Raw genomic sequence first — 24769 nt, 5'->3', positions numbered from 1 at the left:
GGCGTCACCCGGTCGGTGGCGTCCCTGGGATCTGGGTGGGGCCGTTGCGGTCCATCGCGTCCTCGAGCTCCGCACGGATCTGTGGCGGCATCTCCCCTGTGCGGGCCCAGATGAGTATCAGCTCCGCGACATTGCGGAGCTTGATGTTGGTGTGCTGCGAGACCTCCTTCAGGACCTGCCAGCCCTGATCGGGTGTCATCCGGCCGAGTGCCACGATCATTCCGATCGCCTGGTCCACCACGGCGTGCGAGGTGACCGCTTCCTTGAGCTGATCCACTTCTTCCTGGAGCTCGAAGAGCCGACCGGTTTCGTCGTCCGGGTCCCGCGGTACTCGTGCCACCTCTCCAACGTTGCCCCCGGGGGCCGCCCGCCGCCACCGGGGGTATTCGACAGGCGGCCCGCAGGGGTCCGGTCGGACACTGGAGGTGGACCGGTGGCCGACCGGCCGAAGAGATCAGGACGCGAGCGCCATGAACCACGACACGCCACCCTCCCCACCGTCCCCGCGAGCGACCGAGGTCGTCTCGTCCCACCACGTTTTCGGCGCGCCCTGCTGGGTGAGCCTGACCAGCCGCGATCTGGAGGCCACCCAGGACTTCTATTCGGCGGTGCTGGGGTGGAAGTGGCGCAAGGGGAAGCTGGGCGACCGGTTCCGGATCGCGCTGGCGGACGACGTGCCGGTCGCCGGGATCGCGGCGGTCGCCACGATGTGGCAGATGGCGGTGGCGTGGACGCCGTACTTCGCGGTGCCGAGCGCCGACGAGGCGGTGTCGCGGGCGCGCGAGCGTGGTGGGACGGTGGCCGTCGGGCCGATCTCGCTGCCGCCGGGGCGGGCCGCGCTGATCGCGGACCGGGACGGGGCGACGTTCGGGATCTGGGAGGGCGAGCTCTTCACGAACTGGGAGAGCTGGCGGCAGGCCGCGCCGGCGTTCATCCGGCTGCACACCCGCGACGCGTTCGATGCGGCGATCTTCTACGGCGAGATCCTCGACTGGGCCTCGCGGCTGCCCGGCTGCTGCGAGGTGGGTTACGAGGGTGACGAGGTGGTGCTGCGCAGCGAGGGCGAGATCGTGGCCCGGATCGAGTCGGGCGCGCTGGAGGCGGCGCCCGATCCGACCATCCGGCCGCACTGGCAGGTCCACTTCGCTGTCGCCGACGTGACGGCGTGCGCGTTGGCCGCGGAGCAGCATGGGGGGAGTGTGCTGGGCAAGGGGGCGGGTGAGGCTGTGCTGCGGGATCCGGATGGGGCGCAGTTCACGATTACGTCCCGTACGTTGCGGTGACCCTCTGGGGGGCGTTGTTCGGGGTGCGATTGCGTTGTCGTCTGGGGGTGCGTTGTGGGGTGGGGGGCGTTGTCTCGTCTGCGGGTTTCGTTGTGACGTAGGGGGCGTTGTCGTCTGCGGGTGCGTTGTGACATAAGGGGCGTTGTCGTCTGCGGGTGCGTTGTGTGCGTTGTCGTCTGCGGGTTTCGTTGTGGCTGGTCGCGCCGTTCCCCGCGCCCCTTTTTTGCCTGCGGCGGCCCGTCGCGGTCGCGTCGTGGCGTGCGTAGCGCCTACGGCCCGATGGTCACGGCGGGGCCGGGGTGGGGGGGTGTCCGTCCTCGGTCCGGCCGCCCGTTCCCCGGTACGGCGCCCTGTGCCGGTGCCGGCCGCTGCGGGCGGACACCCCCCACCCCGGCCCCTTCCCGCCGTCGGCGGGTGCAGGCGTCGCCCTGCATGGCGAAGGAGCCGCCGCCCGTAGGCAGCGGCTCCTTCGGGCGGTCAGCCGCGTTCCGGAGGGTTTCTTCGGCCTCGGGACGGGCGGGAGAGGACGATCAGGCTGCGGGGGGCGACCGTAAGGTCCGTCGCTGCCTTGTACTCGGTTTCGTCGGGGGTGCCGTCCGGTTCCGCGGTGTCGATGCGGGCCGTCCAGCGGTCGCCGTACAGGGGGGCGGGGAGGGTGAAGACCACCGGTTCCCAGTAGCTGTTGAGCAGGAGGAGGAAGGAGTCGTCGACGACCGGGCGGCCGTAGCGGTCCGGTTCGGCGATGGCGTCGCCGTTGAGGAAGACGCCGATGCAGTGGGCGTCGGAGCGCTGCCACTCCTCGTCTGTCATCTCCTGGGCGTCCGGCAGCAGCCAGACGAGGTCGGGCAGGGGCTGGTCGGCGTTGGTCGCGGTTTCGCCGCGGAAGAAGCGGCGGCGGCGCAGTACCGGGTGCTCGGCGCGCAGTTGGATGAGACGGCGGGTGAAGTCGGCCAGGTCGCGCTGTTCGTCGGTCAGCCGCCAGTCGATCCAGGAGATGTCGTTGTCCTGGCAGTAGGCGTTGTTGTTGCCGCGCTGGGTGCGTCCGAGTTCGTCGCCGTGGGACAGCATCGGGATGCCCTGGGACAGCAGGAGGGTGGCGAGCAGGTTGCGCTGCTGGCGGGCGCGCAGTTCCAGGACCGCGGGGTTGGCGGTCTCGCCCTCGGTGCCGCAGTTCCAGGAGCGGTTGTGGCTCTCGCCGTCGCGGTTGCCCTCGCCGTTGGCCTCGTTGTGCTTGTCGTTGTAGGAGACGAGGTCGCGCAGGGTGAAGCCGTCGTGCGCGGTGACGAAGTTGACGCTGGCGCGCGGGCGGCGCCGGTTGTGCTGGTAGAGGTCGGAGGAGCCGGTCAGGCGTGAGGCGAACTCGCCGAGCGAGCCGGGCTCGGTGCGCCAGAAGTCCCGTACCGTGTCGCGGTACTTGCCGTTCCACTCCGACCACAGCGGCGGGAAGTTGCCGACCTGGTAGCCGCCCTCACCGACGTCCCAGGGCTCGGCGATCAGCTTCACTCTGCTGATCACCGGGTCCTGCTGGATGAGGTCGAAGAAGGCCGATAGGCGGTCCACCTCGTGGAACTGTCTCGCCAGCGTGGCCGCGAGGTCGAAGCGGAACCCGTCGACGTGCATCTCCGTCACCCAGTACCGCAGCGAGTCCATGATCAGCTGCAGCACGTAGGGGTGGCGCATCAGCAGGCTGTTGCCGGTGCCGGTGGTGTCGTAGTAGTGCGCGAAGTCGCCGTCCACCAGGCGGTAGTACGAGGCGTTGTCGATGCCGCGGAAGGACAGGGTCGGGCCCTTCTCGTTGCCCTCGGCGGTGTGGTTGTAGACGACGTCGAGGATGACCTCGAGTCCGGCCGCGTGCATCGCCTTGACCATCGACTTGAACTCCGCGACCTGCTGGCCCCGGCTGCCGTGGGCGGCGTAGGCGTTGTGCGGGGCGAAGAAGCCGATGGTGTTGTAGCCCCAGTAGTTGGCCAGGCCCTTGTCCTGCAGTACGCCGTCCTGGACGAACTGGTGGACCGGCATCAGCTCCACCGCGGTCACACCGAGCGAGGTCAGGTGTTCGAGGATCGCGGGGTGAGCGAGGCCGGCGTAGGTGCCCCGCAGCTCGGGCGGCACGTCGGGGTGGGTGCGGGTCAGGCCGCGCACGTGCGCCTCGTAGATCACGCTGTCGGCGTAGGGGGTGCGCGGCGGCCGGTCGTCGCCCCAGTCGAAGTACGGGTCGGTGACCACGCCGAGCATGGTGTGCCCGGCGCTGTCGGCCGGGTCGGGGCCCTGGGGACTGCGCTCGTACAGCGAGGGGTGGTTGTCGATCTGGCCGTCGACCGCACGTGCGTACGGGTCGAGGAGCAGCTTCGCGGGGTTGCACCGGTGGCCCATGGCCGGTGCCCACGGCCCGTGCACCCGGTAGCCGTAGCGCTGGCCGGGGCCGACGCCCGGGAGGTAGCCGTGCCAGACGAAGCCGTCCGCCTCGGTCAGCGCGACGGTGCGGTGGGCGCCGCGATCGTCGACGAGGATCAGTTCGACGCGCTCGGCGACCTCGCTGAACAGCGCGAAGTTGGTGCCCTGCCCGTCATGTACGGCACCCAGCGGGTAGGGGTGCCCGCTCCACACGGGCACCCCTGCCTTCTTCTTCGGGTCGGTGGTCGTCACCGGCTCGCCTCCAGTACGTCGCCCACCGTCTCGCCGGCCAGGGCGACGCTCCGCAGCGCACGCGGCACCTGGAGCATCTCGCGCAGGGCCGGGAACGGCGTGGTCGGGATGAGCGGCTCGCGGTCGCCGACACGGGCCCGCTGCGAGAACCAGATGACCTTGCTGCCGGTGTCGGTGGCGCAGCACCCCCACCCGTCGCTGCTCGCCGCGAGGCGCTCCAGGCAGCTGCGCAGGTCCTGGTCCGGGCGCAGGTCGCAGTCGTTCTCCCCGATGGCGGTGATCAGGTGCTGACCGTTCCACCACATCTCGATGGAGGTGTTCTTGTCGGTGGCGTGTTCGTCGATGGCCCGCAGCAGCATCTCGGTGCTGCGGCACACGGGCTCGACCAGGTTCTCCAGGTCCCAGTACTTCAGGTGCGCGGCCAGAATGCGCCTGACCTGTCCGACCCGTTCCGGGCTGACTTCCACGTCGAGGTGGTAGTAGCAGGGCACTGCGGTCTTCATCGTCGTTGGCTCCTCACCGGCGACGCTCAGGCTCCTAACGCCCTGGCGGGCGGAACCCCGAACACGAAGCGTGAGCGATGTTCGCTTCTGAGTCACCTCCAACACTGAGGGTGATACGCCATTCGTGCAACACGAGCGCACCACGGCCAAGATCCAACAGGACGGTAGGTCATCGCGCGTGCACCATAAGTGAAGGCCACGAGAGGTTTTTCGGCTGATGCCCCTCTGCGTGCGCGGCCGGCCCGTCCGTCGGGCGTCATACCTCTCGCACTCCCGGAAGGTGAACAGCGCCATGCTGCTACCCGCGAAAGCCGAAGTCGCCAGGCATCTGCAGCGTTACCGCGCGTGGGAGCGGGCCATGCTCGCCTCCCCGGCCGACACCGCGGTCAGGGCCACCTTCGAGGACACCGGATACACCCTGTGCGTGCTGATGGGCAAGCGTTGCGCCCGGGAGGCCGCCGACGCCGCCGAACGGTATCTGCGGTCGGACGCGGCCACCTCCCTGTGGCAGGGCGCTCCGCGACGACGGACGAAAAACGTGGCGCGCAGGAGTGGATCACGCTCCGCCCGGCGTTTCCCGGCGGAGCACTAGCCCTCCTCCGGTGCAGCTTGGACATCCACCAGCCGGGCCGCGGCCCGGCTTCGAGCACGCAGGAGGTTCACGATGAAGTCCACCAGGCCCATCGGCCGTATCCCCGTGCGGGATGTCCATCCGCGCGTGGAGTGCGGCAGGCGACCGGCGAAGGCCGTCGTGGGCGAGACGTTCCAGGTGACCGCGACCGTGTTCCGCGAGGGGCACGACGCGGTCGCCGCGAACGTCGTCCTGCGCGGTCCCGACGGCCGCAAGGGGCCTTGGACTCCCATGCGTGAACTGGCCGAGGGCAGCGACCGCTGGGGCGCCGAGGTGACGGCGGACGCGGAGGGCCACTGGACGTACACCGTGGAGGCGTGGAGCGATCCGGTCACCACCTGGCGCCGGCACGCGGCGATCAAGATCCCGGCGGACATCGACACGGGCCTGGTGCTGGAGGAGGGCGGCCAGCTGTACGAGCGGGCGGCGGCCCGGGCGCCGCGTGGCCCGGCGCGCGCCCTGCTGCGGGAGACCGCGAAGACGCTGCTGGACGACTCGCTGCCGGTGCAGGAGCGTTACGCCGCCGCGCTGGCGCCGGAGGTGGACGAGGTCCTGGCCCGCCATCCGCTGCGGGAACTGGTCACGGCGTCCAAGGCCATGCCGCTGCTGGTGGAGCGGGAGCGGGCGCTGTTCGGGTCCTGGTACGAGTTCTTCCCGCGCTCGGAGGGCACGCCGGAGCAGCCGCACGGCACCTTCCGGACGGCGGCGCGGCGGCTGCCGAAGATCGCCGCGATGGGTTTCGACGTCGTCTATCTGCCGCCGATCCATCCGATCGGCACGACCTTCCGCAAGGGGAAGAACAACACCCTCACCGCCGGTCCAAAGGACGTGGGCGTGCCGTGGGCGATCGGCTCGTCGGAGGGCGGCCACGACGCCGTGCACCCGCAGCTGGGCACGATCGAGGACTTCGACTGGTTCGTGGGGCAGGCACGCTCCCATGGCCTGGAGATCGCCCTCGACTTCGCGCTCCAGTGCTCCCCCGACCACCCCTGGGTGCACAAGTACCCGGAGTGGTTCCACCACCGGCCCGACGGGACGATCGCCTACGCCGAGAACCCGCCGAAGAAGTACCAGGACATCTATCCGATCGCCTTCGACCAGGACATGGACGGCCTGGTCACCGAGACGGTCCGTGTCCTGCGGCACTGGATGGAGCACGGGGTGCGGATCTTCCGCGTCGACAACCCGCACACCAAGCCGGTGGTCTTCTGGGAGCGGGTCATCACGGACATCAACGCCTCCGATCCGGACGTGATCTTCCTGGCCGAGGCGTTCACCCGCCCGGCGATGATGCACACCCTGGGGCAGATCGGTTTCCAGCAGTCGTACACGTACTTCACCTGGCGCAACAGCAAGCAGGAGCTGACGGAGTACCTCACGGAGCTGTCCGGCGAGGCGGCCTCGTACATGCGGCCGAACTTCTTCGCCAACACCCCGGACATCCTGCCCGGCTACCTCCAGCACGGCGGCCGCCCCGCCTTCGAGGTGCGTGCCGTCCTCGCCGCCACCCTCTCCCCCACCTGGGGCGTCTACTCCGGCTACGAGCTGTGCGAGAACACCCCGCTGAAGCCGGGCGGCGAGGAGTACCTGAACTCGGAGAAGTACCAGCTCGTGGCGCGTGACTGGGAGGCCGCCGAGCGCGAAGGCCGCACCATCGCCCCGCTGATCACCCGCCTCAACGAGATCCGGCGCGGCCACCCGGCGCTCCGCCGGCTCCGCAACCTCCGTTTCCACGCCACCGACAACGACGCGGTCATCGCCTACAGCAAGCGCGAGGGCGACGACACGGTGCTCGTGGTGGCGAACCTCGACCCGCACCACACCCAGGAGGCCACGGTCTCGTTGGACATGCCGCAACTCGGCCTGGACCGGCACGCCGAGACGACCGTGCACGACGAACTGACCGGTGCGACCTACCGCTGGTCGGGCGCCAACTACGTGCGCCTCGACCCCGGCCGGACGCCGGCCCACGTGTTCCACGTCCGGTGAGTCACCCCACGAAACGGAGGTCGATCAGCCCCATGTCCGTCAACTCGCCCGTCCCGGACACCTTCGAGGACACCCCGGCAAAGGACCGGGACCCCGACTGGTTCAAGCGTGCCGTCTTCTACGAGGTCCTCGTCCGCTCCTTCCAGGACAGCAACGGCGACGGCGTCGGCGACCTCAAGGGACTCACCGCCAAACTCGACTATCTGCAGTGGCTGGGCGTCGACTGCCTGTGGCTGCCGCCCTTCTTCAAGTCGCCCCTGCGGGACGGCGGCTACGACGTCTCCGACTACACCTCGGTGCTGCCCGAGTTCGGTGACCTGGCGGACTTCGTGGAGTTCGTGGACGCCGCCCACCAGCGCGGCATGCGCGTGATCATCGACTTCGTCATGAACCACACCAGCGACCAGCACCCGTGGTTCCAGGAGTCGCGCAAGAACCCCGACGGGCCCTACGGCGACTTCTACATGTGGGCCGACGACGACAAGGGCTACCCGGACGCCCGGATCATCTTCGTCGACACCGAGAGCTCCAACTGGACGTACGACCCGGTGCGGGGGCAGTACTTCTTCCACCGCTTCTTCTCCCACCAGCCGGACCTCAACTACGAGAACCCGGCGGTCCAGGAGGAGATCCTGGCCGCGCTGCGGTTCTGGCTGGACCTCGGCATCGACGGCTTCCGGCTGGACGCGGTGCCCTATCTGTACGCGGAGGAAGGCAGCAACTGCGAAAACCTTCCGGCAACCCATGAGTTCCTGAGGCGGGTACGCCGCGAGATCGACCTGATGTACCCGGACACGGTGCTGCTGGCGGAGGCCAACCAGTGGCCGGAGGACGTGGTCGACTACTTCGGCGACTACGCCGCCGGCGGCGACGAGTGCCACATGGCCTTCCACTTCCCGGTCATGCCGCGCATCTTCATGGCGGTGCGGCGGGAATCCCGCTATCCGGTGTCGGAAATCCTGGCGAAGACGCCGCCGATCCCGTCGGGCTGCCAGTGGGGCATCTTCCTGCGCAACCACGACGAGCTCACGCTCGAGATGGTCACGGACGAAGAGCGCGACTACATGTGGGCCGAATACGCCAAGGACCCGCGGATGCGCGCCAACATCGGCATCCGGCGGCGCCTCGCCCCGCTGCTCGACAACGACCGCAACACGATCGAACTCTTCACCGCGCTGCTGCTGTCCCTGCCCGGCTCGCCGATCATCTACTACGGCGACGAGATCGGCATGGGCGACAACATCTGGCTCGGCGACCGCGACGCCGTACGCACCCCCATGCAGTGGACGCCGGACCGCAACGCCGGCTTCTCCACGGCCGACCCCGGGCGGCTCTATCTGCCCACGATCATGGACCCGGTCTACGGCTACCAGGTCACCAACGTCGAGGCGTCCATGGCGTCGCCCTCCTCCCTGCTGCACTGGACCCGGCGGATGATCGAGATCCGCAAGCAGAACCCCGCCTTCGGACTGGGGACGTACACGGAGCTGACCTCGTCGAACCCGGCGGTGCTGGCGTTCCTGCGCGAGTACGAGGACGACCTCGTGCTGTGCGTGCACAACTTCTCCCGCTTCGCCCAGCCCACCGAGCTGGACCTGCGGGCCTACAACGGCCGCCATCCGGTCGAACTCTTCGGCGGGGTGCGCTTCCCCGCCATCGGAGAGCTGCCCTACCTGCTCACCATCGCAGGCCACGGCTTCTACTGGTTCCGGCTCGCCCGAGTCGCATCCCGCATCGGCCGCCGACAGTAGCGCGCCGAGGAAAGGACGCGTCACCATGCCGAAGACCGCATCCCTCCAGCCGAGCAGTACCGGCGTCGCTCTGCATCTGGACTCGCTCGCGGGTCTGCTGCGCGAGTGGCTGCCGCGGCAACGCTGGTTCGCCGGGAAGGACCGGCCGGTCACGGATCTGCGTCTGCTGTCGATGACCGAGCTGTTCCCGGGCTGTCTGCATGTGCTCATCCATGCCGCGCACGCCGGGTCGCCTCCGCCGCACGCCGGTGTGCCCGCGCCCGGCGGAACGGTGGCCCCGGCCGGCGGAGACTGCTACCAGTTGCTGCTCGGCTTCCAGGAGCATCTCTCGCCCCGGCTCGGCAAGGCGCTGATCGGGCGGGCGGAGAGCGGCCCGATGGCCGGCCTCACGGTCTACGACGCGCTGCTGGACCCGCGCTCGGCGCATCTGCTGCTGGAGCGGATGCGCCACACCGGGACGCTCGGGCCGCTGCTGTTCGACTCCGATCCGTCGGTGCCGATCCCGTCGGGTCTCGCGCCCCGGCTGCTGGACGCCGAGCAGTCCAACACGTCGCTGGTGTACGGCGACGCGTTCATCCTGAAGCTGTTCCGGCGCATCCAGCCCGGCATCAACCCGGATCTGGAGGTGCCCCTGGCGCTCGCCCGGGAGGGCTGTGCGCGGGTGCCGGCTCCGGTGGCGTGGATGCGCACCAGCCGGCCCCAGGAGGCGACGCTGGGCGTGCTGCAGCCGTTCCTGCCGAACGCCTCCGACGGCTGGACGCTGGCCCTGCAGGCCCTCTCCCGCGGTGAGGACTTCACCGCTGAGGCGAGCGCGCTCGGTGCCGCCACCGCCGAGGTGCACCTCGCGCTCGCCGCGGCCTTCCCGGCCGGCGGCCACGCGGAGAACGCCCGGCTGGCGGCGGCGATGACCGAACGGCTGGACGCCGCCGCCCACCAGGTGAAGGCGCTGCGCCCGCACGTGCCGGGGCTGCGGGCGGCGTTCGGCGCGCTCGTGGCCTGCGACCCGGGCCCGCCGGCCCAGCGCATCCACGGCGACCTGCACCTGGGCCAGGTGCTGCGCGCCGGACGGGAGTGGTTCGTCATCGACTTCGAGGGCGAACCGTCACGGCCGCTGGCCGAGCGGCGCAGCACGCACTCGCCGGTGCGGGACATCGCCGGCATGCTGCGCTCCTTCGACTACGCGGCCCGCCAGCGCCGGCCGTGGCGCCCCGAGTGGGCGCGCCGCTGCCGGGAGGCCTACTGCGCGGGCTATGCCGCGCGGGCGGGCTGGGATCCACGCAAGAAACACGCCCTGCTGCGCGCCTACGAGACGGACAGGGCTGTCTACGAAGTGCTCTACGAGGCCAAGCACCGTCCTGCCTGGCTTCCCGTACCCATGGCGGCGATCGAACGACTCGCCGTGAGAGGAGACTGACCCGTGGCGCTGCGCGACACCTCACTCCCCGAGCCGTCGGGCCCGGCCCGCACAGCGGCCACCGACCTGGACCCGGCCGACCGGGGCCGGCTGCTGGCGGGTGCCCATCACGATCCGCACGCCCTGCTGGGCGCCCACCCGGTGCCCGGCGGGGTGCTCTTCCGGGCGCTGCGTCCGTTCGCCCGCGCGGTCGCCGTCGTGGTCGGCCGCAAGCGGCACCCGCTGACCTCGGACGGCGACGGCCTGTTCTCGGCCGTACTGCCGCTGAAGAAGATCCCGGCCTACAAGCTGGCGGTGGCCTACGAGGACGCCGAGTACGTGGTGGACGACCCGTACCGGTTCCTGCCGGCGCTCGGCGAGTTCGATCTGCATCTGATCCGGGAGGGCCGGCACGAGCAGCTGTGGAAGGCGCTCGGCGCGGAGCCGATGACCCACGAGGGCGTCACGGGCACCCGGTTCACCGTGTGGGCGCCGAACGCGCAGGGCGTGCGGGTCGCCGCGGACTTCACCTACTGGGACGGCACCCAGTTCCCGATGCGCTCGCTGGGCGCGTCCGGGGTGTGGGAGCTGTTCCTGCCCGGGGTCGGCGAGGGCACCCGGTACAAGTTCGAGATCACCTCGCGCCACGGCCACCGGTTCCTGAAGGCCGACCCGATGGCGCGGTGCACGGAGGTACCGCCGGACACCGCGTCGATCGTCACGGCGTCGCGTCACGAGTGGGCCGACGCGGACTGGATGGCGCACCGCGGTGACGTACCGGTGCACCAGGCGCCGTTCTCCGTCTACGAGGTTCACCTGCCCTCCTGGCGTCCGGGCCTGACCTACCGTGAGCTGGCCGAGGAACTGCCGGCGTACGTCAGGGACATGGGCTTCACGCATGTGGAGCTGATGCCGGTCGCGGGGCACCCGTTCAGCGGGTCCTGGGGCTACCAGGTCACGTCCTACTACGCGCCGATGCCGCGGCTCGGCACCCCGGACGACTTCCGCTACTTCGTCGACGCCTGCCACCGGGCCGGGATCGGCGTGATCATGGACTGGGTGCCGGCACACTTCCCGAAGGACGACTGGGCGCTGGCCCGCTTCGACGGGGACCCGCTGTACGAACCCGGGGACGATCAGCGGGCCGAGCACCCGGACTGGGGGACGTACGAGTTCGACTACGGCCGTACCGAGGTGCGCAACTTCCTGGTCGCCAACGCGGTGTACTGGTGCGAGGAGTTCCACATCGACGGTCTGCGGGTGGACGCCGTCGCCTCGATGCTCTACCTGGACTACTCGCGCGAGGACGGCCAGTGGACGCCGAACATCTTCGGCGGCAACGAGGACCTGGCCGCCAAGGCGTTCCTGCAGGAGATGAACGCCACCGTCTACCGGCGCTGCCCGGGGATCGTGACGATCGCGGAGGAGTCCACGGCCTGGGACGGCGTGACGCGGCCCACCGACAGCGGCGGCCTGGGCTTCGGCCTGAAGTGGAACATGGGGTGGATGCACGACTCCCTGCAGTACATGAGCAAGGAGCCGATCCACCGCAAGTACCACCACCACGAGATGACGTTCTCGATGGTGTACGCCTACAGCGAGAACTACGTCCTGCCGATCTCGCACGACGAGGTGGTGCACGGCAAGCAGGCCCTGGTGTCGAAGATGCCGGGTGACTGGTGGCAGCGCCGCGCCAACCACCGTGCCTACCTGGGCTTCATGTGGGCCCACCCGGGCAAGCAACTGCTCTTCATGGGGCAGGAGTTCGCCCAGGGCGGGGAGTGGAACGTGGAGCACGGGCCGGAGTGGTGGCTGATGGACCCCGGCCACATGGCCGCGGGGGACCACCGCGGGGTGCAGGAGCTGGTGCGGGACCTGAACACCCTGTACCTGTCCACGCCGGCGCTGTGGCAGCGCGACACCGACCCGGCGGGCTTTCGCTGGGTGGCCTGTGACGCCGCCGACGACAACGTGTTCGCGTTCGTGCGGTACGACGCCGAGGGCGGCCCGCTGCTCGCGGTGTCCAACTTCTCGCCCGTCGTCCGCCACGACTACGTCCTGCACGTCGGCGACGACGTCACGGCCTGGCAGGAGGTCCTCAACACGGACGCGGCGAAGTACGGCGGCAGCGACGTCACGCTCCCGGACCCGGTCAAGCCGGAGGACGGGAGGATCCGGCTCACGCTGCCTCCGCTGGCGACGGTGTGGATGTCGTCGTATCCTCCGCGTTCCATCTGACGATCACGGGGAACCCGACTGTGCGTCCCGTAGCGGCTCGGCCAGGAAGGGCGGCCTGAAGGTGCGCACAGTCGGTGTGGAGGAGGAACTGCTCCTCGTCGACCCGGAGACCGGTGATCCCAAGGCTCTGTCCGCGGCCGCTCTGGCCCGCGCGGAGCACGAGGACGCCGGTCAGGAGGTCTTCGAGAAGGAGCTGTACGACCAGATGCTGGAGTTCGCCACCCGGCCGCAGTCCGGGATGGCGGATCTCCACGAGGAGATCGTGCGGTGCCGCAAGGAAGCGGCCCGGCACGCCGAGAGCATCGGCTGCACCGTCGCGGCGCTGGCCACGTCGCCCCTGCCGGTCAGCCCGGCGATAGGGATGAACGACCGCTACCAGTGGATGGCCGAGCACTACGGCATCGCCACCCGGGAGCAACTGGTGTGCGGGTGCCACGTCCATGTGTCGGTGGACTCCGACGAGGAGGGCGTGGCCGTCGTCGACCGGATCCGGCCCTGGCTGCCGGTGCTGTCCGCGCTGAGCGCCAACTCGCCCTTCTGGCAGGGACGGGACTCGGGTTACCGCAGTTATCGCAGCCGGGTGTGGGGGCGCTGGCCCTCGGCGGGGCCGACCGAGCTGTTCGGGTCGGTGGCGGGGTACCGGCAGCGGGTGGACGACATGGTCGCGACCGGGGTGATCCTCGACAAGGCGATGGTCTACTTCGACGCCCGGCTCTCGGAGCGCTACCCGACGGTGGAGGTCCGGGTATCGGACGTGTGTCTGCACGCGGACACGGCGGTGCTCGTCGCCACGCTGGTGCGGGGGCTGGTGGAGACCGCGGCACGCGAGTGGCGGGCGGGGGTGGAGCCGGCCGGGCACAGCGTGAGCATGCTGCGGCTGGCCGCCTGGCGGGCCGCGCGCTCCGGCATCGACGGCGAGCTGCTGCACCCGGCGACCATGCGGCCGGCGCCCGCCGAGGAGGTCGTCCGGGCTCTGCTGGCACATGTCGAGGAGGCCCTCGCCGACAGCGGCGACCTCGAGTGCGCCCGCGATTCGTGTGCCCGGCTGCTGCGCGACGGCAACGGCGCCCGGATCCAGCGCGCCCTGCTGGAGCGCACCGACAGTCTGCGGGACGTGGTCGCGGAGTGCGTACGGCACACGCAGGCCTGAGGTCCCGGCGGCACCGTTGCCGGGCCGGGATCCGCGCCGTCGCTCACAGCGCCAGCGAGATGGCGTAGGCCAGGAAGAAGGCCGCCACCAGCACCACGAGGACGATGATCAGCACCAGCGGGGTCTTCCCCCAGCCCTTGGGCGGGTTGTGGACCTCGCGGGGGCCGGCCTCGGGCAGGCTGCTCTCCGCGGGCGGGGTCTCGCCCGGGGGAACACCGCCGCCCGGTTCCAGGCCGGTCGTGCGTTCCGGTTCGGGGTCGGGGTTCGTGAAACTCATGCGTTCCGAGTCCCCCATAGCGGGCGAGATCAACGAAGCCGCATCACTTCCGCGAACCGGGCACCGCGCGCGGCCGGGCGGGGCTAGAGTCCCACCACCGTCGGCCTGGGTGGTCCCGCAGGTCAGCGGCAGAGCCGCCCGCGCATCCCCTGGAGCCGCGCATGCCCGAGCCCGCCCTCGCTCCCCCGCCCGTCGCCCCGCTGACCGGCGGGATGGCCGACAGTGTCTTCGCCGCCGCCGACCGCGACCCCGTGCTGTCCGTGCTGGCGCGCCGCCGCGCCGACGGCGGATGGGACGAGGTCACCGCCGTGGAACTGCGCGACCAGGTGCTGGGGCTCGCCCGGGGTCTGGTAGCCTCCGGGATCCGGCCGGGCGACCGCGTCGCGATCATGGCACGCACCCGCTACGAGTGGACCGTGCTGTGCCACGCGCTGTGGGCGGTGGGCGCCGAGGTGGTGCCGGTGCATCCGACGGCCTCCCGGGACCAGGTGGCGTTCATCTTGCGTGACGCCGGCTGTGTGGGCGTGGTCGTCGAGGACGAGCCGAGCGTGATGACGGTCGGCTCGGTGTGCGCCTCGCTGCCGCGGCTGCGGCACGTGTGGCAGCTGGACGCGGGGGCGCTCGGGCAGCTGGCGGAGCGCGGCGTCCCGGTCGCGACGACCACGGTGGACTCGCTGCGCCGGCTCGTGCTGCCCGACTCCACCGCGGTCGTCGCGTACACCTCCGGCACCTCCGGCCGGCCGATGGGGTGCGCGCTGAGCCACCGGGCGCTGGCGCACCCCTGCGACACCCTGCTGGCGGGCTGGGGGCACACGGCGGCGCCACCGGGACAGCAGCCGTCGGTCCTCGCCTTCCTGCCGTTCTCCCATGTGTACGGCCTGATGATCCAGGGCCTGTGCCTGCGCGGCGGGGTGCTGATGGGGCATGAGCCGGACATGAGCGAGGAGGCGCTGTCCTCGGCGCTGCGCACCCTGCGGCCGACGTACTTCTACGCGGTGCCGTCGGTGTTCGAGAAGGTGTACAAGACATTTCTGCGCACCGCCCAGCGGGCCGGCCGCGGCGCGGTGTTCGAACGGGCGGCGCAGACGGCGCGGGATTTCGCGGCGGCGCGCGAGCGCCAGCGCACGGGCCGTGGGTCCGGGCCCGGTTTCGAGCTGCGGCTGCAGCACGCCCGGTACGAGCGGACGGTGTACCGCCGGCTGCGGGCGGCGCTGGGCGGCCGGGTGACGCGGGCGACGTCCGGCGGTTCCCCGCTGCACCGCGAGCTGTCCCTGTTCTACGAGGGCATCGGCATCTACGTGCACGACGGGTACGGGCTGACCGAGACCGGCGGCGGGATCACCATGCAGCCGCTGGGCCGGGAGAAGGCGGGGACGGTCGGGCAGGCCCTGCCCGGCATGGAGATCCGGATCGCGGGGGACGGCGAGATCCTCGTGCGCGGGCCGTCGGTGTTCCAGGGGTACGTCGGGAACCGGGACGCCAGCCGGGCCGTGCTGCGCGGCGGCTGGCTGGCCACCGGTGACCTGGGGCACCTGGACGAGGAGGGGTATCTGACCATCACCGGCCGGAAGAAGGAAGTGATCATCACCAGCGGTGGCAAGAGCGTGGCGCCGGCCTTCCTGGAGCAGCGGCTGCGGATGCATCCCCTGGTCCACCAGGCCGTCGTCGTGGGCGACAACCGGCCGTGCGTGGGTGCGCTGATCACCCTGGACCCGGAGTTCCTGGCGCACTGGAGGCGCTCGCTTGCCCTGCCGGGCAGCCATCCGCTGCGGGAGGCGCGTGAGGAGAACGCGCTGCGTGAGGAGATCGGGCGGGCCGTCGCCGCGGCCAACAGCGCGGTGTCGCGGTCGGAGTCGGTGCGCGTCTTCCGCATCCTGCCGGAGCCGTTCGACCAGGCGAGCGGGCTGCTGACGCCGTCGCTGAAGCTGCGCCGGGACGCGATCGTGCAGGCGTACGCCGCCGAGATCGACGCGATGTACGCGGCCCGCTCACGCCCGGTGCGGCAGTACGCGTCGGAGCCGCCCGGCTGGGACGACTCCGACGATGTGTTCCGGTGATACGGGAGGTCACCGCTCATGAGGGTGTCGCTCCTCGACGGTCACCGGTCACGAGGGTTCCGTACGAGGGTCACCGGTCACGGTGGTGACGCGTGAGGGTCAGCTGCCGACGTACCAGCTGAAGCCGCCGTGGGACGCGGCCAGCGAGATCAGCACCACGAAGATGATCAGGTCGATGACGCCGAGCACCACACCGGCCTTGGCCATGCCGCCGCCGCCCTTCACGGGCGCCTGACGCAGGCCGACGGCTCCGAACACGATCGCGAGGGGGCCGAGGATCACGCTGGCGAAGAACACGCCGAGGATGCCGCAGACGAGGCCGGCGATCGCCAGACCGTTGGTGCGCGAACCGGAGGACGCGGCAGGGGAACTGCCGTAACTCGACATCAGTTTCTCCTGGAGTCAGGGGTGTTGGTGTCGTACGGCCGTCCGGGTGCCCTGGGATCGGGCCCGCATGCCACCGGGAAACGAATATGTTTTCGATGGTGCGGATGGGATCGAGACGCGTACCTTCCTGACCCCTGGGAACCCTCCAGATGTCAACGACACGCTCACAAGAAGGGACGACCGCCCTGCTGTCGCCGGGTAGTGGATGGGACATGGCAACCGAGCCGCGTTGGGACAATGCGCTGACCACCCGAGATATGCCGAACCGCACGACACGTTTCGAGGGAGAACCACGGGACGTGACGGGGGCGCGGCTGGCCGCGGAGGACTTCCTCCGTGCCCTGGCCAGGATCCAGCCGCCCTCGGCGGAGGAGTGCTGGCACGACATCGTGTTGATCGTCACAGAGCTGGCCGCCAACGCGGTGCAGTACGCCCCGGGCCCCTTCGAGCTGCAGCTGCGGCGCACCTTCGACGGAGTGCACGTCGTCCTGCACGACACCAGCACCACACCGCCGACTCCGCGCCCCTTCCACCCCAGCCACGGGGGCGGCGGCATCGGCTGGTACCTGGTGCAGACGCTGTGCACCCAGGTCAGCGTGGTGACGAACGACCACGGCAAGGACGTGCACGTCTTCCTGCCCTGGTGACCCCGGGCGCCGCCTCAGCCCCCGGGCGTCTCGGCGGGGCCCGGCACGGCCCGCAGCGGCACCAGCACGCTGATCGTCTTGCCACCCCTGGGTCGCGGCCTGACGGCGATCTCCCGGCCCAGCCGCAGGATGAGCGGCCACCCGAAGCCACCGGCCGCCTCGTGCGGCGCCGGAAGCGTCCCCGGGCCGTGCACGGCGTCCGGTACGACGTCACTGTGGTCGTGCACGGCCACACGCACCCCCTCGTCGCAGACGTGGACGTCAACGCCGGCCAGTCCCCCGCCGTGCCGAGCGGCGTTGGCCGCCAGCTCCGAGACGACCAGCAGCAGGTCGACGACGTCCTGCTCGTGGGCCCTGCGCGAAGGAGACTCCCACCGCTCCCCCACCACTGCGCGGACCAGGGAGCGGGCTTCCGCGGACGTCGTGACGGGTACGCCTTCGACCGCGTCCGCCGGGTGCCGCTCTACCACGCCTTCAATGCCCGCTTCACCACGCCCTCACCGCCCCGGGCCGCTCGGGCGCCCGGCCCGCGGTGTTCTCGCCGCTCATCCCACGCTCTCCGTCCGCGCCGGCCCGCCCGCGCCCCGCACGGACAGCCGGTGCCACCGTGATCCCCGAAGCGGTTACCCGCCATCGGCCACCGCATGCCGTCGCCCGGCGGCGACGGTTTTCGGCCGCTCTGCGAGGCCGGTGGAAGCTCACCCGCACGGCGCCGGCACCCTTCGCCGGGCCACCGGAAAGCCATACCGTGTACCCGGATTCACGCTCTCTACACACGGTGCCTGACGTGCGGTTTCCGTGTGACCGTTCGTTGGCGGGATGCTGTGTCGCCGCGTGTCGGCGTGGGTTAATCTGCGGCGTATTTCTCACACCGCTTCAGTCCTCGTGGACTGCGAAGACACCCTGTGGCGGACCGCTGTGACTTGGGAACGAGGGGACGGATGACCAGCAACACGACCGAGGCCGTGGACCCGGTCCCGGCCGACCAGGAGCTGAAGAGACTCCTGGTCGGCCTGACGGCGGTCCGGGACGGCGACTTCGGTACGCGGCTGCCCGACGACGTCGACGGGCTGATGGGCGACATCGCCAAGGTCTTCAACGGCATGGTCGACCAGCTGTCCGTCTTCACCTCGGAAGTGACCCGGGTGGCGCGGGAGGTGGGCACCGAGGGGACGCTCGGCGGCCAGGCCGAGGTACCGGGCGTGTCCGGCACCTGGGCCGACCTCACCGACTCCGTCAACGCGATGGCGGGCAACCTCACCACCCAGGTGCGCGACATCGCGCAGGTCGCCACGGCCGTGGCCAAGGGTGATCTGTCGCAGAAGATCGACGTGCCCGCCCGGGGCGAGATCCTCCAGCTGAAGAACACCGTCAACACGATGGTCGACCAGCTCTCCGCCTTCGCCGACGAAGTCACCCGCGTCGCCCGCGAGGTCGGCAGCGAGGGCCGCCTCGGGGGGCAGGCGCAGGTGCCCGGGGTCGCCGGTGTCTGGCGGGACCTGACCGACTCCGTCAACCTGATGGCGGGCAATCTGACCGCGCAGGTGCGCAACGTCGCCCAGGTGACGACCGCCGTGGCGCAGGGCGATCTCTCCCAGAAGATCACCGTCGACGCCCGCGGCGAGATCCTCGAACTGAAGAACACCATCAACACGATGGTCGACCAGCTCTCCGCCTTCGCCGACGAAGTCACCCGCGTCGCCCGCGAGGTCGGCACCGAAGGCCGCCTCGGCGGACAGGCCGACGTCAAGGGCGTCAAGGGCACCTGGCGAGATCTCACCGACTCGGTGAACTTCATGGCGGGCAATCTGACCGCGCAGGTGCGCAACGTCGCCCAGGTCGCCACCGCCGTGGCGCAGGGCGACCTGTCCCAGAAGATCACCGTCGACGCCCGCGGCGAGATCCTGGACCTCAAGGAGACCATCAACACGATGGTCGACCAGCTCTCCGCCTTCGCCGACGAGGTCACCCGCGTCGCCCGCGAGGTCGGCACGGAGGGACGCCTCGGCGGACAGGCCCATGTGCGCGGGGTCTCCGGCACCTGGAAGGACCTCACGGACAACGTCAACGTGATGGCGTCCAACCTGACCAGCCAGGTGCGCTCCATCGCCCAGGTCGCCACCGCCGTGGCCAAGGGCGACCTGTCCCAGAAGATCACCGTCGAGGCCAAGGGCGAGGTCGCGGCGCTGGCCGACGTCATCAACACGATGGTCGACACGCTGTCGGCGTTCGCCGACGAGGTCACCCGCGTCGCCCGCGAGGTCGGCACCGAAGGCCGCCTCGGCGGCCAGGCGCAGGTCCCCAATGTGGCGGGCACCTGGAAGGACCTCACCGACAACGTCAACTCGATGGCGAACAACCTCACCGGCCAGGTGCGCAACATCGCCCTGGTGACGACGGCGGTGGCCCGCGGTGATCTGTCGAAGAAGATCGACGTCGACGCCCGCGGCGAGATCCTGGAGCTGAAGACGACCATCAACACGATGGTCGACCAGCTCTCCGCCTTCGCCGACGAGGTCACCCGCGTCGCCCGCGAGGTCGGCACCGAAGGCCGCCTGGGCGGACAGGCCGAGGTCGAGGGGGTCTCCGGCACCTGGAAGCGGCTGACGGAGAACGTCAACGAGCTGGCGGGCAACCTGACCCGGCAGGTGCGGGCGATCGCCGAGGTCGCCAGCGCCGTCGCCGAGGGCGACCTGACGCGGTCCATCAACGTCGAGGCCTCCGGCGAGGTCGCCGAGCTGAAGGACAACATCAACTCCATGGTGGAGTCCCTGCGCGAGACCACCCGGGCCAACCAGGAGCAGGACTGGCTCAAGACGAACCTCGCGCGGATCTCCGGCCTGATGCAGGGCCACCGGGACCTGCCGGTGGTCGCCGAGCTGATCATGGACGAACTGGTGCCGCTGGTGTCCGCCCAGTACGGCGCGTTCTACCTGGCCGAGGAGGGCGCCGACGGGGCCGAGCTGCGGCTGGTCGGCGCGTACGGGTGGCCCGACGACGAAACGCGTCCCACCCGGATCCGCTTCGGGCGGACCCTGGTCGGCCAGGCCGCCCGCAGCCGGCGCGCGATCACCGTCGACGAGCTGCCGCCCGGCTATGTGAGCATCTCCTCCGGGCTCGGCCAGGTCCCGCCGGCCGCGCTGGTGGTACTGCCGATCGTGGTGGAGGGGCAGGTCCTCGGCGTGATCGAACTGGCCTCCGTGACGCCCTTCACCCAGATCCACCAGGACTTCCTGACCCAGCTGATGGAGACCATCGGCGTCAACGTCAACACCATCGTGGCCAACGCCCGCACCGACGAGCTGCTCGGCGAGTCGCAGCGCCTGACCGCCGAGTTGCAGGCCCGCTCCGCGGAACTGCAGGTGCAGCAGGAGGAGTTGCAGCGCTCCAACGCCGAACTGGAGGACAAGGCCTCGCTGCTGGCCGAGCGCAACCGCGACATCGAGGCGAAGAACCTGCAGATCGAACAGGCCCGCCAGGAGCTGGAGACGCGCGCACAGCAGCTGTCGCTCGCCTCCAAGTACAAGTCGGAGTTCCTGGCCAACATGAGCCACGAGCTGCGCACCCCGCTCAACAGCCTGCTGATCCTCGCCCAGTTGCTGGCGCAGAACCCCTCGCGCAACCTCACGGCGAAGCAGGTGGAGTACGCGCAGATCATCCACTCCGCGGGCTCCGACCTGCTCCAGCTCATCAACGACATCCTCGACCTGTCGAAGGTCGAGGCCGGCAAGATGGACGTGGCGCCCGAGCGCGTCGCACTGCAGCGGCTGCTCGACTACGTCGAGGCAACCTTCCGTCCGCTGACCACCCAGAAGGGCCTCGACTTCCAGGTGACGACGGCGCCCGGCGCGCCCGCCGACCTGCTCACCGACGACTCCCGGCTGCGGCAGATCCTGCGCAACCTGCTGTCCAACGCGGTGAAGTTCACCGAGCAGGGCGGCGTGGAGCTGAGCATCGAACCGGCGGCCGACGACGAGGTGCCCCCGACGGTGATCCGGGGCGGCACGATCGTCGCCTTCCGGGTGAAGGACACCGGCATCGGCATCCCGGAGCAGCATCTGGAGTCCATCTTCGGGGCGTTCCAGCAGGCCGACGGCACCACCAGCCGCAAGTACGGCGGGACCGGACTCGGGCTGTCCATCACCCGGGAGATCGCCCATCTGCTCGGCGGCGCCGTCACGGTGGACAGCGTCCCCGGCCGCGGCAGTACCTTCACCCTCTTCCTGCCCGTGGCCCGGGCCGATTTCGAGGAGGCGCTCGGGGCCGCCCGCCGAGGGGAGATCACCGGGGAGGTGGTGTCCTCGGAGGTGACCGACCTGCCGGTCCCGATCGGCTCGCCGCTCACGGCCGCGCCCCGGCCGCGACGCCTGCTCGTGCTGGAGGAACGCCCGCGTGGTCTGCTCACGCTCGTCGCCGAGAGCGTGATCGCCGACATGGGCCGCACCCGGGACGACGGCACCGAGGCGCCCTTCATCGAGGTCATCACGGCGGTGGGGGCACAGGAGGCGGCCGGTGCGCTGGCCGCCGAGCCGTGCCACTGCGTCGTCCTCGACATGGGCATGCCCGAGGAGGAGGCGATCCGGTTCCTGGACGCGCTGCACGGCGACTCGGCGCTGGCCAACGTGCCGGTGCTGGTGCACCACGGCAGCCGGCGCACGGGTTCCGCCCAGGAGAAGGCGCTCGCGGCGCACGCCGAGGGACGCCCGCTGGAGTTCCTGGCCGGGCTGGACGAACTGCGCGAACGGATCACCCTGCACCTGTCGGCCGAGGAGCCCGGAGAGGCGGTGCCCCTGGTACGGGTGGAGGAGTCGCCCTCCGCGCTCTCGCCAGAGCCCGACGCTGCCACGGACGGCCGTACGGTCCTGGTCGTCGACGACGACGCCCGCAACCTCTTCGCGCTCAGCGGCATCCTGGAACTGCACGGCCTGCGGGTGCTGCACGCCGAGAACGGCCGTGAGGGCATCGAGACACTGCTCGCCCATCCGGACATCGCGCTGGTGCTGATGGACGTGATGATGCCGGAGATGGACGGCTATGCGGCCACGGCCGAGATCCGCGGCATGCCGCAGTTCGCCGATCTGCCGATCATCGCCGTCACCGCGAAGGCGATGCCCGGCGACCGCGAGAAGAGCATCGCGTCCGGGGCCAGCGACTACGTCACCAAGCCCGTCGACACGCAGGACCTCATGTCCTGCGTCCGGCGCTGGCTGACCGCGTGAGGACGGCATGAGTTCTTCCCAGGAGCCGGCCGGTCCGGTCGGCGCCGCACAGCAGACGACCGGGCCGGCGGCGGGCGATACGCCCGCCCTCACCCCGGACGGGCCGGCGACGGCCGGTACACCCGCCCTCACCCCGGACGCCTCGCCCGGCCGGTGGGCCGGGGTGCCCACGACGTCGCCGGTGGGGCGGCTCGCGGCGACCGTGGAGCGGCTGCGCCGTGAGGTGCGGGACGCTCAGGCGGAGGCGGAGGGCCGCGCGCTCATCGAGCTGGCCAAGGGCATCCTCGTCGAGCGTCTCGGGTGCGGGCCGGCCGAAGCGGCCCGGCAGCTGACCGAGCTGGCCGAGCAGGCCCGTCTGGCGCCGCTGGAGTTCGCCGTCGAGGTCATCAACCAGGCCGCGCGGGACCGCATGTCGGAGGTGGCGAAGTCCTTCCTCGCCACCGTCGAGACGGCCGGCGAGGCGAGCGGTGGCACCGGCGACGGTTCGGCGGCCGTACGGCTGCGGGCCGCGGAGAGCGGCGCGCTGGCCGCCGATGACACCCAGTCCGTCGCCCAGTCGCTGCTCCAGCACGCCCTGCAGCCGCTCGGCGCGGTGGCGGTCGCCATCTGGTCGGCCGGCCCGGACGGGTCCCTCACCCTGGCCGGGAGCGCCGGGTTCGCCGCCTCGGAAGCCGCACGCTGGCGGTACATCCCGCCCGAGGTGGCGACCGTGGCCAGGCGCGGCCTGACCGAGCCCGACGGCCAGTGGATGACGTCGCTGGCGGCGACCGGCCTGCCCACCATCGGCCGCCGGCTGTACCCGGAGGGCGGGCGGGTGGCGCTGCCCGCCGGCACCGCGGGACGGGTGCTCGGTGTACTGGAGATCGCCTGGCCCGAGCCGCTCGCCCCGGTGCCGCCGCAGGTGGTGCGGCAGGTGGAGGCGCTGGCCGAGCTGTGCGCCCACACCCTGCACACGTACGCGCCCGAGGCCGTGACCGAGAGCGAGCCGCGGCTGCTGCCGGACGCGGCGGAGCTGATCGACCTGGCCGACGGGCTGCACGACCCGGCCCTGGTCCTCGTGCCGCATCTGGACGGCTCGGGACAGCTGGCGGACTTCCGCATCCAGCACGTCAACGGCCGGTTCCTGGATCCGGCTGGCCGGCCGCGGGCGGTCGTCAGCGGCGCGCTGCTGCTGGAGGCGTATCCGATGGCCGCCGGGCACAGCGACCTGTTCCAGCAGATCGAGCGTGTCTACGCCACCGGGGAGCCGTTCCGCGCGCAGCGGATGAGCCTGACGGCCCTCGTCGACCAGGTGCCGCTGTCGGCGGTCGCGGACATCAGCATCAGCCGGCACGGCTCCTGCGTGCTGCTGATCTGGCGCATCGAGGACGAGGCGGCGCGGCTGGCCAGCCTGCTGCAGCACGCCCAGCGCCTCGGCCGGATCGGCGGCTTCGAGGAGAACGCGCTCACCGGCGAGATCACCTGGAACGGACAGCTGTTCGATCTGTACGGGCGTTCCCCGTCGGCCACGCCGGTTCCTCTGGAGGAGGTCCCGGCGCACGCGCACCCGGACGACTCGGTCGCCCTGGGCCGGTTCCTGCGGACCGTGCTGCACCACCGGCGGCCGTCGTCCACGGCGTTCCGGTTGCAGCGGCGGGACGGGGTGACGCGCCACATGCGCATCGTCGCCGAGCCGGTGCTGGACACCGACGGCCGGCTGGTCGCCGTACGTGGGGCGTACCAGGACATCTCCTCCCAGCACTGGACGGAGGTGGCGCTCGCCGCCACCCGGGACCAGCTCGCCCACACCGAGCAGCAGGCCAGTGAGCGCAGTCGGCTGGCGCTGCAGTTGCAGCAGGCCATCATGCCGCCCACGCGCGATCCGCTGGCGGTGGAGGGGCTTCAGGTCGCCGTGCGCTACCGGCCGGCCGAGACCGAGCACCTGGTCGGCGGTGACTGGTACGACGCCGTGGTGCTGCCCTCCGGTCTGGTGCTGCTGTGCGTCGGCGACGTGGCCGGGCACGGTATCGAGGCGGCGACCAGCATGGTGGTGCTGCGCAACGCGCTGCGCGGTCTCGCGGTCACCGGGGCCGGCCCCGGCCAGCTGCTGTCCTGGCTCAACATCGTCGCGCACCATCTGACCGGCGCCGTCACCGCGACGGCCGTGTGCGCCCTGTACGACCCGCACCGGCGCACCCTGCGCTGGGCCAGGGCCGGGCATCTGCCGCCGGTCCTGGTGCGCTCGTCGCAGGCCAGTCCTCTGCCGCTGGTGAAGGGCATACTGCTGGGCGCCGTGCCGGAGGCGCCGTACGAGGAGGACGAGGTGGTGCTGTCCCCGGGGGACACGCTGCTGATGTTCACGGACGGTCTGATCGAGCGGCGCGACCGCTCCATGGAGGACTCCCTGGCCCATCTGCTCACCACCGCGCGCAGCGCGCCGGCCGCCCTGGACCACCAGCTGGACCGGCTGCTGACGTACAGCCGGTCGGACACGGACGACGACACGTGCATCGTGGGCATCCACGTCACCTGACGGCGCGAAAGAACCGCACGATCGTGGGACGCATGGTTGTGGCGTTCGGGGGTAACCGCGGGTGGGCAGTGAAACGACCATGGGCG

General features: G+C 70.9%; 17 protein-coding genes. 11 read left to right on the top strand and 6 right to left on the bottom strand.

The genetic code is table 11. The features are described 5' to 3' along the window. Window positions 1–4: 4 nt before the first annotated feature. On the bottom strand, window positions 5–340 hold the full coding sequence (locus ACZ67Q_RS04750; protein ID WP_471176389.1) for an ANTAR domain-containing protein: 336 nt from the start codon (window positions 338–340) through the stop codon (window positions 5–7). A gap of 130 nt (window positions 341–470) precedes the next feature. On the opposite strand from ACZ67Q_RS04750, the gene ACZ67Q_RS04745 reads away from it, so the two are divergent. Then, the gene (locus ACZ67Q_RS04745) at window positions 471–1283 is read left to right on the top strand and encodes a VOC family protein (protein WP_471176386.1); all 813 of its coding nucleotides are present in this window, start codon (window positions 471–473) and stop codon (window positions 1281–1283) included. A 477-nt stretch (window positions 1284–1760) separates the two neighbouring features. Here the strand turns inward: ACZ67Q_RS04745 and glgX are convergent, their stop codons facing one another. Together glgX and ACZ67Q_RS04735 are read right to left on the bottom strand one after the other, a co-directional pair. Continuing rightward, the gene (gene glgX / locus ACZ67Q_RS04740) at window positions 1761–3929 is read right to left on the bottom strand and encodes a glycogen debranching protein GlgX (protein ID WP_471176383.1); all 2169 of its coding nucleotides are present in this window, start codon (window positions 3927–3929) and stop codon (window positions 1761–1763) included. Then, on the bottom strand, window positions 3926–4432 hold the full coding sequence (locus tag ACZ67Q_RS04735; protein ID WP_471176381.1) for a pep a2: 507 nt from the start codon (window positions 4430–4432) through the stop codon (window positions 3926–3928). The genes glgX and ACZ67Q_RS04735 overlap by 4 nt, the downstream gene beginning before the upstream one ends. Window positions 4433–4724: 292 nt before the next feature. On the opposite strand from ACZ67Q_RS04735, the gene ACZ67Q_RS04730 reads away from it, so the two are divergent. The 6 genes from ACZ67Q_RS04730 (at window position 4725) to ACZ67Q_RS04705 (ending at window position 13584) form a co-directional block, all read left to right on the top strand. Further along, window positions 4725–5024: a DUF5133 domain-containing protein gene (locus ACZ67Q_RS04730; RefSeq protein WP_471176378.1), complete on the top strand. Its 300-nt coding sequence runs from the start codon at window positions 4725–4727 to the stop codon at window positions 5022–5024. A gap of 72 nt (window positions 5025–5096) precedes the next feature. After that, on the top strand, window positions 5097–7052 hold the full coding sequence (locus ACZ67Q_RS04725; protein WP_471176375.1) for an alpha-1,4-glucan--maltose-1-phosphate maltosyltransferase: 1956 nt from the start codon (window positions 5097–5099) through the stop codon (window positions 7050–7052). Window positions 7053–7084: 32 nt separating this feature from the next. Further along, on the top strand, window positions 7085–8803 hold the full coding sequence (gene treS / locus ACZ67Q_RS04720; protein WP_471176373.1) for a maltose alpha-D-glucosyltransferase: 1719 nt from the start codon (window positions 7085–7087) through the stop codon (window positions 8801–8803). A 25-nt stretch (window positions 8804–8828) separates the two neighbouring features. Beyond that, window positions 8829–10217 carry a maltokinase N-terminal cap-like domain-containing protein gene (locus tag ACZ67Q_RS04715; protein ID WP_471176371.1) on the top strand — a complete coding sequence of 463 codons (1389 nt, stop codon included), beginning with the start codon at window positions 8829–8831 and terminating at the stop codon, window positions 10215–10217. A gap of 3 nt (window positions 10218–10220) precedes the next feature. Then, entirely contained in the window at window positions 10221–12434 is a 2214-nt protein-coding gene (gene glgB / locus ACZ67Q_RS04710) for a 1,4-alpha-glucan branching enzyme (RefSeq protein WP_471176369.1), read from the top strand. A gap of 61 nt (window positions 12435–12495) precedes the next feature. Next, window positions 12496–13584 carry a glutamate--cysteine ligase 2 gene (locus tag ACZ67Q_RS04705; RefSeq protein WP_471176366.1) on the top strand — a complete coding sequence of 363 codons (1089 nt, stop codon included), beginning with the start codon at window positions 12496–12498 and terminating at the stop codon, window positions 13582–13584. Between the two features lie 43 nt (window positions 13585–13627). Here the strand turns inward: ACZ67Q_RS04705 and ACZ67Q_RS04700 are convergent, their stop codons facing one another. Further along, on the bottom strand, window positions 13628–13861 hold the full coding sequence (locus tag ACZ67Q_RS04700) for a DUF6480 family protein (protein ID WP_471176363.1): 234 nt from the start codon (window positions 13859–13861) through the stop codon (window positions 13628–13630). A 161-nt stretch (window positions 13862–14022) separates the two neighbouring features. Here ACZ67Q_RS04700 and ACZ67Q_RS04695 point away from each other — a divergent pair, with 161 nt between their 5' ends. Continuing rightward, complete coding sequence (locus ACZ67Q_RS04695; protein ID WP_471176361.1) at window positions 14023–15918, top strand: AMP-dependent synthetase/ligase; 1896 nt, start codon at window positions 14023–14025, stop codon at window positions 15916–15918. A 99-nt stretch (window positions 15919–16017) separates the two neighbouring features. On the opposite strand, the gene ACZ67Q_RS04690 is transcribed toward ACZ67Q_RS04695, so the two are convergent. Then, window positions 16018–16305, bottom strand: coding sequence for a DUF4190 domain-containing protein (locus tag ACZ67Q_RS04690; protein WP_471176359.1), 288 nt, complete (start codon window positions 16303–16305; stop codon window positions 16018–16020). Window positions 16306–16517: 212 nt separating this feature from the next. Between ACZ67Q_RS04690 and ACZ67Q_RS04685 the strand changes: the two genes are divergently transcribed. After that, window positions 16518–16952 (top strand): ATP-binding protein, encoded by a 435-nt coding sequence (locus ACZ67Q_RS04685; protein WP_469815603.1) that lies wholly within the window; start codon window positions 16518–16520, stop codon window positions 16950–16952. 14 nt (window positions 16953–16966) lie between these two features. Here ACZ67Q_RS04685 and ACZ67Q_RS04680 read toward each other — a convergent pair whose 3' ends face one another. Further along, window positions 16967–17422, bottom strand: coding sequence for an ATP-binding protein (locus tag ACZ67Q_RS04680; RefSeq protein WP_471176356.1), 456 nt, complete (start codon window positions 17420–17422; stop codon window positions 16967–16969). A 471-nt stretch (window positions 17423–17893) separates the two neighbouring features. On the opposite strand from ACZ67Q_RS04680, the gene ACZ67Q_RS04675 reads away from it, so the two are divergent. Continuing rightward, window positions 17894–22171 carry a HAMP domain-containing protein gene (locus tag ACZ67Q_RS04675; RefSeq protein ID WP_471176353.1) on the top strand — a complete coding sequence of 1426 codons (4278 nt, stop codon included), beginning with the start codon at window positions 17894–17896 and terminating at the stop codon, window positions 22169–22171. Between the two features lie 7 nt (window positions 22172–22178). After that, window positions 22179–24683, top strand: a complete 2505-nt coding sequence (locus tag ACZ67Q_RS04670) for a SpoIIE family protein phosphatase (protein WP_471176351.1) — start codon at window positions 22179–22181, stop codon at window positions 24681–24683. Window positions 24684–24769: the final 86 nt, after the last annotated feature.

It is taken from the genome of Streptomyces sp. NPDC036813, from assembly GCF_055609245.1.
Note: the sequence above shows the minus strand (reverse complement) of the source record. Positions and strands in the feature narration are given on the sequence as shown.